Origin of the sequence: Klebsiella sp. Ech2A, assembly GCF_030078455.1 — a bacterium.
GTDB classification, from domain to species: domain Bacteria; phylum Pseudomonadota; class Gammaproteobacteria; order Enterobacterales; family Enterobacteriaceae; genus Klebsiella; species Klebsiella terrigena.
In genome coordinates this window covers 1-9414 of the sequence record NZ_JAQGFU010000174.1, presented here as the reverse complement: position 1 = coordinate 9414, position 9414 = coordinate 1, and the positions used below count along the sequence as shown (strand labels likewise).

The window sequence follows — 9414 nt, the reverse complement described above, 5'->3', positions numbered from 1 at the left end:
GTGCCAATGGATCGATGCCCACCCGGCGACCGAGTTCTCCACCGACGAGCTGGCGGTGGCGGTGAATATTTCCCGCGTCTCCTGTCGCAAATATCTGATTTGGCTGGCGCAGATTAATATCCTCTACACCACCATTCACTACGGCGCCACCGGCCGCCCGGTCTACCGCTATCGGCTGGTCGCCGAGCAGTACGGCCTGCTCAAGCAGTACAGTCAGTGAGCCGATAGCCGCTATCCAGCAGCTGAAAGCGAAAGCGGCGCTGCGATGAGAGGATCACTTCGCGATTTTTAGTCACAAAAATCGCTTCAATATCCTCCCGTTGACGCAGCGCCGCGCGCCCCTTCTCCACGCCCAGACCGTAGATCAGGGTGGTCCAGATATCGCCGTCGAGGGAGTCGTCAGAAATGATGGTCACGCTCTCCAGCTCGTTATCCAGCGGATAGCCGCTGCGCGGGTCGAGAATATGGTGCCAGCGCCTGCCATTCTGCTCGAAATAGCGCTCATAGACGCCGGAGGTCACCACCGACTGGCCGCTCACCGCAATCGTGCCCACCAGCTGGTCGGCGGCGGCAAAGGGGTTTTTCAGCCCAATGGACCACTCCCCGAGGGTGTGCACGTTCCCCCCGAGATTAATCAGCGCCGCGTCGACGCCCTGGCGCCGCAGGTCATCGCGCACCCGATCGGCAATGTAGCCTTTGGCGATGGCGCCAAGATCGATCTCCATGCCCGGCTGGGCAAGAAACCCGCTGCCCGCCGCCTCATCGAGGATCACATCCTGCGGCCGGGTCAGCGGCAGGCGGGCGGCAATCTCCGCCGCTGCCGGCACGCTGTGCCCCTGAAAGCCGATGCGCCAGAGCTTGACCAGCGGGCCAATCGCCAGGTTAAAGGCGCTATCCCGCACCATGCTGGCGGCCTTCGCACACTGGATCAGCTGAAACACCGGGCGGCTGACGGCAACCCCATGGCGGCCGGCGGCATGGTTAATCTCCATGACCTGGGAGTGAGCGCGGTTGACGGTAAGCAGGTCTTCGTAGCGTTTGATTAACTGGAAGGTACGGGAGGCGAGCGCGTCATCGTGACGCCAGAGCTTAAGCAGAATGGGCGAGCCCATTAACACGGCGGAGTAGCTATAGACGCGGCTGTCGTCAGACATGGTTGCAGCTCCTGTGGATGGCCCCGGCGCGCGGCCGGGGCAAATCGCTAAACGTTATCCTCTGGCGCGTACTGCCGCCTGGTGGCCTGCCAGGGTACCAAAGATAATGATATCCGCCACCGCATTGCCGCCGATGCGGTTGCCGCCGTGGATGCCGCCGACCACTTCCCCGGCGGCGTAGGCGCCCGGAATCGGCTGCTGAGCGGTGTTTAACACCGCGGTCGCGGTATTAATCGTCACCCCGCCCATGGTGTGGTGAACCCCCGGGGCGATGCGGATCGCGTGGAACGGCCCTTCGTTAATCGGCGCCCGCAGCGCGGTGGTGCGGCCAAAATCCTCATCGCGCTGGGTTTCAACAAAGCCGTTGTAGCGCTCAAGAGTGGCAAGGAAGGCATGGTAATCCATCCCCAGCTTCTCCGCCAGCTCGCGCGGAGAGCTGGCGCTGGTGACGAGCCCTTTGGCGATGTATTCATCGGCCGCCTTGTTTTTTGCCCGTACGTGCTCGTCAAAGACGATCCAGGCGTACTGCTCCGGCAGCGCGATAATCGCCGCCGAGACTTTATCCCGGGTCGCCATTTCATTGTAGAAGCGCTGACCGCGCTGGCTCACCAGAATCGCCCCGCCGCCGCGAATCGACTCCGAAATCAGGTATGAGGTCTTCTGCTCAACGGTCGGGTGGATCTGGATTTCGCCCATATCCACGGTGCCGGCGCCGATGCGCTCCAGCAGCGCGATGCCGCCGCCGGTGGCCCCTTTATGGTTGGTGGTGACAAAACCGGCGAGGTCCGGGCGGTATTTGACCACCATCGCGCTGTTGGCGCTGAAGCCGCCGGTGGCGACCACGACGCTCCTGGTCTGCACCTCGATGCGCTCCTGCTCGTCGTTGAGCAGACGCACGCCGCTCACCTCGTCGTTGGCCATCAGGATCTCTTCCACCGAGGTATCCAGCATCACGTCAATTCCGCGCTTGCTGATATTGCGCACCAGGCCGCTAATCAGATAGCCGCCGACCGCCGATCCGTCGCGCGGGCGGTGGGTGCGGTCAATGCTCATCCCGCCGGTGGTGGTGATATCGTTCAGCATGATCCCGCGGCGGGCCAGCCATTCGATCGCCTCCGGGGCGTTTTCCACGAAGCGGCGCAGCAGCGCCGGGTTGTTTTTGTTATGCCCGCCCTTCAGGCTCTCCTCGTAAAACAGCTCTTTGCTGTCGACGATCCCTTTCACCCGCTGGAAGCGCGTTTCCGCGGCGTTCATCCCGGCGGAGGCCTTAATGGTGTTGCCGCCGATAGTCGGCATTTTTTCGACAATCAGCACGCTGGCGCCTTCATCGTGGGCCTGAATGGCCGCCGCCAGGCCCGCGCCGCCGCTGCCAACCACCACCACGTCGTAGCTTTTCACCGCCCGATCGTCGCCGCCCTCTTCGATCGCCAGAGCCTTGCTCGATTTCAGCATCGCTTTGGATACCGCTTTTTTCACCGCCTCGCTTTGGCTGGTGGCGCCGGAGATGGCGTCAACGTGCGGGGTGTTGGCGGTCAAAATACGCTCGCGAATCTCTTCAAAGCTGGTGGTGAACTCCACGGTCTGTACCGCGGCAGAGGCCAGCTCAACGTCAGCGATGCGGTCGTTCTCAAGGCTGACGTGGATCACCAGTTCCCCGGCCTCATCCTGTACGCTTTCGACAAAGACGCCGGGCTTAAACTTCGCGTCGCCCATGCTCATATCGCGGATCATCGCTTCCACCAGCGAGAAGCGCCACAGCGGCTCCGGGATATGCAGCGCCTCGCGGCGGGTGCTGTCGATAAATAGCTCCAGGTTTTCACCGTCGGCAATGCGGTCAGTCCAGTCCGGATAGGCGATGCAGGCCCGTCCGACGGCGATCAGATCGTAGCCGTGATCCAGCCCCTGCTCGGCGTCCGCGGCGTTAACGATCCCGCCAACGCCCATCACCGGCACCTGCGCGAGGTTAGCGGAGCGCAGTGCGCAGTATTTTTCAATCAGCGGCGTCGGATCGCGGGTATCAACGATAGAGGGACGCAGCGAGGCGCCCACCGAGAAGTGCAGATAGTCGAGGCCCCGCGCCGCCAGCTTTTCCAGCAGATAGAGGGTGTCGTCAAAGCGGATGCCCGGCTCTTCCAGCTCTTCCGGCGAGAAGCGGTAGCCGATAATAAAAGCGTCATCAGCGTACTGGCCGGCCATTTTATGGGCGATCTCCAGCACCGCCAGCGGGAAACGGGCGCGGTTGTCGCGGCTGCCGCCCCAGCAGTCGTCGCGCTGGTTAGAGTTCGGGGAGTAGAACTGCTGGATAAGGTAGGTATTGGCGCCGTGGATTTCAACGCCGTCAAAACCGGCCTGAATCGCGCGGCGAACGCCGTCACCGAATTTCGCGATGGTCTCCTCGACTTCCTCTGTACTCAGCGCGCGCGGCATCGCGGCGCCGTCGCGCGGAGCGGCCAGCGCGCTCGGCGCAACCGGCTGGCGGCCGCCGATAAGCTGCGGGTCGACCATCCGGCCGCCGTGATAGATCTGCAGGATTGCCTTCGACCCTTCCGCCTGGATGGCTTCGGCAATTTTGGCAAGGCCGGCAATTTTTTCATCACTGTCGATGCCAATGGCGCCCGGGAAGGCCAGGCCATAGTTATCGATAAAGCAGCACTCGACGATGATGGTCCCGATGCTGCCCGCACGGGCGCGGTAGTACTCCACCAGCTCGCTGGTGACGGAGCCGTCATAATAGCCGGTACAGGTGGTCATCGGCGCCATAAACAGGCGGTTTTTTAGCTCAGTTCCGTTTGGTAAGGTAAAGGGCTGCAAAATACGTTGATTACTGGTCATAGTAACACTCCAGATTTTAAATATTGAAATTCAGAATTCGCTAAGGAATTTATTTTTGGTTGTGTTTTTAATTCCTGTTGTCATGTTAATAATATAGCGAATTTTTTAGTTACCAGATCACTTACGTTAGTTAAAAAACTATTTAATACCAACAATAACATCACTACCCCCATTGTATTATTATTTTAAAATACAACGTTTACACAAAGCATAATATTGATAACAAATAAGACACCTTTGTTAATAAAAATAAAATCAGTTTCTTTCATTTAAATCCAAATAAATCAATATTTTAAATAAAATAACCTTGTCAGATAAACACTAAAAATCGACTAAAATTTAACATCTAGCGGTATTTTATACAAATAACCACCCTCTCCCCAGGGGTTATTGCGAAAAATAAAAAAAACGCCAGACCCCTGGGTTTATTGATCTCAATCAATTGCAACTCGACATCAAAGAGCAATATATAAATAACAAACAGATTTAATTTAGCGCCCTGGAAAATGCGTTAAATAACCGTCGCGGTGATAATGAAAACCAACTATTAATAACTAAAGAAAGTTTTGAAATTAAAGAAAGTAAAAATCACCGACGGCTCAAACTTATTTTCAACTACTTGCAGATACTCATTATGAAAGAGAAAAAGACAACCATATCGCCTGCCGGCGCAGCCAGTCCTAAGGCTGCTGATAAGCGTCGTCTGCTGATGATGGCGCTGCCCATTATCGTGGCCGTAATGCTGCTCTTCGTCCCGGTGCCTGACGGCCTTCCGCCCTATGCCTGGCACTACTTTGCCATTTTCGTCGGCGTGATCGTCGGCCTGATTTTCGAACCCCTTCCCGGGGCGGTGATCGGCATCACCGGGGTAGTGGTTATCGCCCTGTGCAGCCAGTGGCTGCTGTTCGACCCGGCGCAGCTGGCGGACCCCAAATTCAAGCTGGCCGGCGCCTCATTTAAGTGGGCGGTCAGCGGGTTTGGTAACTCTACCGTGTGGCTGATTTTCGGCGCCTTTATGTTTGCCGCGGGCTACGACAAAACCCAGTTTGGACGCCGTCTGGCGCTGATTCTGGTGAAGTACCTTGGCCGCCGCAGCCTGACGCTGGGCTACGCCATCACCTTTGCCGACCTGCTGCTGGCGCCCTTCACGCCGTCAAATACCGCCCGCAGCGGCGGGACCATTTACCCGATTATCGCCAACCTGCCGCCGCTGTATGGCTCTAAGCCTAACGACCCGAGCGCCCGCCGCATCGGCTCCTATCTGATGTGGGTCGCCATTACCGCCGCCTGTATTACCAGCTCGATGTTCCTTTCGGCGCTGGCGCCTAACCTGCTGGCGCTGGCGCTGGTGAAAAGTATCGTCGGTATCAATATCTCATGGGGCACCTGGTTTATCGCCTTCCTGCCGGTGGGCGTGCTGCTGATTGCGGTGATGCCGCTGCTGGCCTACTGGTTCTATCCGCCGGAGGTGAAGGTCAATGATGAAGTGCCCCTGTGGGCCGCGCGCGAGCTGGAAAAGCTCGGCCGCCTGTCGCGTAATGAGATTCTGCTGCTGGTGTTTGTCTGCTTCGCGCTGACGATGTGGATCTTCGCCGCCGAGTGGATTGAGCCGGCGCTGGCGGCGCTGCTGGTCATCGTCCTGATGCTGTGGACCGGCGTTCTGTCGTGGAACGATATCACCAACAACAAGGCCGCCTGGAATACCTTTGTCTGGTTCGCCACCCTGGTGGCGCTGGCGGACGGCCTCTCCTCTACCGGCTTTATCGCCTGGCTGGGTAAAGAGGGCGGCGCGCTGATGAGCGGCATCTCGCCGGGCGTGGCGACGGTCGTTCTGCTGCTGGCGTTCTTCCTGCTGCACTACCTGTTTGCCAGCACCACCGCCCACACCACCGCGCTGCTGCCGGCGATGCTGACCATCGCCTCCACCATTCCGGGGATGAATATGCTGGTGTTCGTGCTGCTGATGGTCACCTCGCTGGGCATCATGGGGATCATCACCCCGTACGGTACCGGCCCAAGCCCGATCTACTACGGCAGCGGCTATCTGCCGACCAAAGACTACTGGCGCCTGGGCACCATCTTCGGCGCCATCTTCCTGGCCGCCCTGCTGCTGATTGGCTATCCGTGGATGTCCATGATGTTCTGATTCACAGCCGTCGGGGTTACTCCCGGCGGTTTTACTCTTAGGGAGCTTAAACAATGTCGACTAAACCGTTTGTTTATCAGGAAGCGTTTCCGCTGGCGAAAGATGAGACTGAATACTATCTGCTGAGCAAAGAGCACGTCAGCGTCGCCGGGTTCGAGGGCGAGGAGATCCTCAAGGTTGCGCCTGAAGCGCTCACTCTGCTGGCCCAGCAGGCCTTCCACGACGCGTCCTTTATGCTACGCGTCTCCCACCAGCAGCAGGTGGCGTCAATCCTGCTGGACCCGGAAGCCAGCGAAAACGACAAATACGTCGCCCTGCAGTTCCTGCGTAACTCCGAGATTGCCGCCAAAGGGATTCTGCCAACCTGCCAGGACACCGGCACGGCGATTATCATGGGTAAAAAAGGCCAGCGCGTATGGACCGGCGGCGGCGATGAGGCCGCGCTGGCGCGCGGGGTCTACAACACCTATACCGAAGATAACCTGCGCTATTCGCAGAACGCCGCGCTGGATATGTATAAAGAGGTCAACACCGGCACCAACCTGCCGGCGCAGATCGACCTCTACAGCGTTGACGGCGACGAATACAAATTCTTGTGCATGGCAAAAGGCGGCGGCTCGGCCAACAAAACCTATCTCTACCAGGAGACCAAGGCGCTGATCACCCCGGCGAAGCTGAAGGACTACCTTGTCGAGAAGATGCGCACCCTCGGTACCGCCGCCTGTCCGCCGTACCACATTGCGTTTGTTATCGGCGGAACCTCCGCGGAATCGACGCTGAAAACCGTTAAGCTGGCCTCCACCCACTATTACGACGGCCTGCCAACGGAGGGCAACGAGCACGGCCAGGCGTTCCGCGACGTGCAGCTCGAGCAGGAGCTGCTGCTGGCCGCCCGGAATCTCGGCCTCGGGGCGCAGTTCGGCGGCAAGTACTTCGCTCACGACATCCGCGTTGTGCGCCTGCCGCGCCACGGCGCCTCCTGCCCGGTGGGGATGGGGGTTTCCTGCTCCGCCGACCGCAACATCAAGGCGAAAATCAACCGCCACGGGATCTGGCTGGAAAAGCTGGAAAGCAATCCGGGCAAATATATACCGCAGGCGCTGCGCCAGGCGGGCGAAGGTGAGGCGGTGAAGGTTAACCTCAACCAGCCGATGAGCGAGATTCGGGCGCTGCTGTCGCAGTATCCGGTGTCAACGCGCCTGACCCTGAACGGCACGATTATCGTCGCCCGCGATATCGCCCACGCGAAGCTCAAGGAGCTGCTGGATAACGGCGAGGCGCTGCCGCAGTACGTTAAAGATCACCCGATCTACTACGCGGGTCCGGCCAAAACGCCGGACGGCTACGCTTCCGGTTCGCTGGGGCCGACCACCGCCGGGCGCATGGACTCCTACGTCGATCTGCTGCAGTCGCACGGCGCGAGCATGGTGATGCTGGCAAAAGGCAACCGCAGCCAGCAGGTGACCGACTCCTGCCACAAGCACGGCGGCTTCTACCTTGGCAGCATCGGCGGCCCGGCGGCGGTGCTGGCGCAGCAGAGCATCAAGAGCCTCGAGTGCGTGGCCTGGCCGGAGCTGGGAATGGAAGCTATCTGGAAAATCGAGGTGGAGGACTTCCCGGCATTTATCCTGGTGGATGACAAAGGCAACGACTTCTTCCAGCAGATCCAGACCTCGCAGTGCGCGAGCTGCGTGAAATAATCGCCCCGATCGTCGGGTGAGCGCCTGCCGGCGAATCCACCGGCAGGTATTTTTAGCACGCCGCCGCTGCGCTCTGCGGGGCGGCTATTTGTGTCGCTTAGCGGCACGAACGACTAAAACTAATTATAAATCTGACCAATACTTAACGCTTTTAAGCCAGTGGGCTTTGTCGAAATTACGTACTTTTTATTCAAGGAGACAGTAATGACAACGCATCGCAGTGAAAAAGACTCTATGGGCGCGATTGAGGTTCCCGCCGACAGGCTATGGGGCGCGCAAACCCAGCGTTCGCTGGAGCATTTCCGTATCTCAACGGAAAAAATGCCGGGTGAACTGATCTACGCCCTGGCGTTGACCAAGCGCGCGGCGGCGAAGGTGAATCAGGATTTAGGCCTGCTGGCCGGCGAAAAAGCGCAGGCCATCGTCGAGGCCGCCGATGAAGTGCTGGCGGGAAAGCATAGCGCAGAGTTTCCGCTGGCTATCTGGCAAACCGGCTCCGGCACCCAAAGTAATATGAATATGAATGAGGTTCTGGCAAACCGGGCCAGCGAGCTGCTGGGCGGCGTGCGGGGCATGGAGCGCAAGGTGCATCCGAACGATGACGTCAACAAGAGCCAAAGCTCCAACGACGTCTTCCCGACGGCGATGCACGTGGCGGCCATTATCGCGCTGCGGGAGACGCTCATTCCCCAGCTTAACGTGCTGAGAAAAACGCTTAGCGACAAATCCGCCGCGTTCAGCGATATCGTTAAAATCGGCCGTACGCACCTGCAGGACGCCACCCCGCTGACGCTGGGGCAGGAGTTCTCCGGCTGGGTCGCCATGCTCGAACATAACCTCCGCCACCTTGAGCTGAGCCTGCCGCATCTGAGCGAGCTGGCGCTGGGCGGTACGGCGGTGGGAACCGGGCTGAATACCCATCCAGAATACGCGGTGCGTGTCGCGGCAGAGCTGGCGCAGAGTAGCGGCCAGCCGTTCGTTACCGCGCCGAATAAGTTTGAGGCGCTGGCAACCTGCGACGCGCTGGTCCACGCCCACGGCGCGCTGAAGGGGCTGGCGGCGTCTCTGATGAAAATTGCTAACGACGTGCGCTGGCTGGCCTCGGGGCCGCGCTGCGGTATCGGCGAAATTGCGATCCCGGAGAATGAGCCGGGTTCATCAATCATGCCGGGCAAGGTCAACCCGACGCAGTGCGAAGCGCTGACCATGCTGTGCTGCCAGGTGATGGGTAACGACGTGGCGCTGAATATCGGCGGTGCTTCCGGCAACTTCGAGCTCAACATCTATCGCCCGATGGTTATCCATAACTTCCTGCAGTCGGTGCGGCTGCTGGCCGACGGCATGGAGAGCTTTAACGAACACTGCGCGGTGGGGATCGAACCCAACCGGGAGCGCATCAACCAGCTGCTCAACGAATCTCTGATGCTGGTGACGGCGTTGAATACCCATATCGGCTACGACAAAGCGGCGGAAATTGCCAAAAAAGCGCATAAAGAGGGGCTGACGCTGAAGGCCTCGGCGCTGGCGCTCGGCTACCTGACGGAAGCCGAGTTCGACAGCTGGGTGCGTCCAGAAGAGATGG

5 protein-coding genes and 1 pseudogene are annotated in these 9414 nt (G+C 59.3%); 4 read left to right on the top strand and 2 right to left on the bottom strand.

The window, feature by feature from the left end; genetic code table 11:
* Positions 1-220: pseudogene (locus PFH44_RS21740) on the top strand (two-component system response regulator DcuR); the annotation flags it as partial.
* Here the strand turns inward: PFH44_RS21740 and PFH44_RS21735 are convergent.
* Positions 201-1154, bottom strand: coding sequence for an FAD:protein FMN transferase (locus PFH44_RS21735; protein ID WP_283826113.1), 954 nt, complete (start codon positions 1152-1154; stop codon positions 201-203). The pseudogene PFH44_RS21740 and the gene PFH44_RS21735 sit on opposite strands and share 20 nt — an antisense overlap.
* A 54-nt stretch (positions 1155-1208) precedes the next feature.
* Positions 1209-3986: a flavocytochrome c gene (locus PFH44_RS21730; protein WP_283826112.1), complete on the bottom strand. Its 2778-nt coding sequence runs from the start codon at positions 3984-3986 to the stop codon at positions 1209-1211.
* Between the two features lie 634 nt (positions 3987-4620).
* On the opposite strand from PFH44_RS21730, the gene PFH44_RS21725 reads away from it, so the two are divergent.
* From PFH44_RS21725 to fumC, 3 genes are all read left to right on the top strand, one after another.
* Positions 4621-6132 carry an anion permease gene (locus tag PFH44_RS21725; RefSeq protein WP_283826111.1) on the top strand — a complete coding sequence of 504 codons (1512 nt, stop codon included), beginning with the start codon at positions 4621-4623 and terminating at the stop codon, positions 6130-6132.
* A 53-nt stretch (positions 6133-6185) separates the two neighbouring features.
* Positions 6186-7832 (top strand): class I fumarate hydratase FumA, encoded by a 1647-nt coding sequence (gene fumA / locus PFH44_RS21720; RefSeq protein ID WP_283826110.1) that lies wholly within the window; start codon positions 6186-6188, stop codon positions 7830-7832.
* 204 nt (positions 7833-8036) lie between these two features.
* Positions 8037-9414, top strand: a 1378-nt coding sequence (fumC, locus tag PFH44_RS21715; RefSeq protein ID WP_283826109.1) for a class II fumarate hydratase, incomplete at its 3' end; no start/stop codon positions are given.

Bases quoted from the DNA above. Each gene is read 5' to 3' on its own strand.
- PFH44_RS21735 (WP_283826113.1), bottom strand. From the start codon at position 1,154: ATGTCTGACGACAGCCGCGTCTATAGCTACTCCGCCGTGTTAATGGGC.
- PFH44_RS21730 (WP_283826112.1), bottom strand. From the start codon at position 3,986: ATGACCAGTAATCAACGTATTTTGCAGCCCTTTACCTTACCAAACGGA.
- PFH44_RS21725 (WP_283826111.1), top strand. From the start codon at position 4,621: ATGAAAGAGAAAAAGACAACCATATCGCCTGCCGGCGCAGCCAGTCCT.
- fumA (WP_283826110.1), top strand. From the start codon at position 6,186: ATGTCGACTAAACCGTTTGTTTATCAGGAAGCGTTTCCGCTGGCGAAA.